The sequence below is a fragment of the Rhodanobacter sp. OR92 genome (genome assembly GCF_000427545.1).
GTDB lineage: Bacteria > Pseudomonadota > Gammaproteobacteria > Xanthomonadales > Rhodanobacteraceae > Rhodanobacter > Rhodanobacter denitrificans.
Genome location: NZ_KE386556.1, coordinates 133,398 through 134,520, shown reverse-complemented (window position 1 = coordinate 134,520; position 1,123 = coordinate 133,398). Strand labels below are relative to the sequence as shown.

1 CRISPR repeat array (running past one end of the window) is annotated in these 1,123 nt (G+C 62.3%).

Features of this window, described 5'->3' with window-relative positions:
• A CRISPR array of direct repeats spans window positions 1-1,119; the repeat unit is 36 nt; unit sequence GTGATCCGCAGCGAAGAGCTGCGGCCTCATTGAAGC (it extends 73 nt beyond the left edge of the window).
• Window positions 1,120-1,123: the final 4 nt, after the last annotated feature.

Here is a 1,123-nt window from a genome sequence, read left to right as displayed (position 1 = left end):
GTGATCCGCAGCGAAGAGCTGCGGCCTCATTGAAGCCCGTTATTGCAGGACTCGCACGCGGTAACGAGGTTGTGATCCGCAGCGAAGAGCTGCGGCCTCATTGAAGCGACAAGTCGCTGCGCAAGCTGCTCTATCGCAAGCCTGTGATCCGCAGCGAAGAGCTGCGGCCTCATTGAAGCGCACTGGTCAGGGCGGGATCGACCATCACTCTGTGGGTGATCCGCAGCGAAGAGCTGCGGCCTCATTGAAGCTTGGCGTCGGCGTTGATCTTGTCGTCTTCGACCGTCGTGATCCGCAGCGAAGAGCTGCGGCCTCATTGAAGCGATTAACAGGAGACAGGGGATGGGATTCAGGGTGAGTGATCCGCAGCGAAGAGCTGCGGCCTCATTGAAGCGGTCACGCGGTAGCCGTAGGGCAGGCCGCCGGCACTGTGATCCGCAGCGAAGAGCTGCGGCCTCATTGAAGCCAAAGCGACGGCGGTCGCTTATGGCGCACTCGCTGAGGTGATCCGCAGCGAAGAGCTGCGGCCTCATTGAAGCGTCAAGCTAAAGCTCGTCCCGCCATTCGACCCGCGCCGTGATCCGCAGCGAAGAGCTGCGGCCTCATTGAAGCAGGATGAGTTGATCGCGGAAGGTGCGACACCGGGGCGTGATCCGCAGCGAAGAGCTGCGGCCTCATTGAAGCCGCCCGGTCGATCGCGCTCTCGCATTTCATCCAGAGCGTGATCCGCAGCGAAGAGCTGCGGCCTCATTGAAGCTGGGCGATCTGCAGGCGCGGGCGGGCGAGCTGCGGAGGTGATCCGCAGCGAAGAGCTGCGGCCTCATTGAAGCAAGGGCGTGCGCGGCGGTCACGCGATCCTGGTCGAGGTGATCCGCAGCGAAGAGCTGCGGCCTCATTGAAGCGACAGATCAGGCGTGCGCATCGGCCACGTCTTGCGACGGTGATCCGCAGCGAAGAGCTGCGGCCTCATTGAAGCGCCCGCCGTGGTGTCGTAGTCGACGAACATGTCATGTGATCCGCAGCGAAGAGCTGCGGCCTCATTGAAGCGAATGGTGGCGTGATAGATGACCTGATCAGTCATGCGTGATCCGCAGCGAAGAGCTGCGGCCTCATTGAAGCGCCG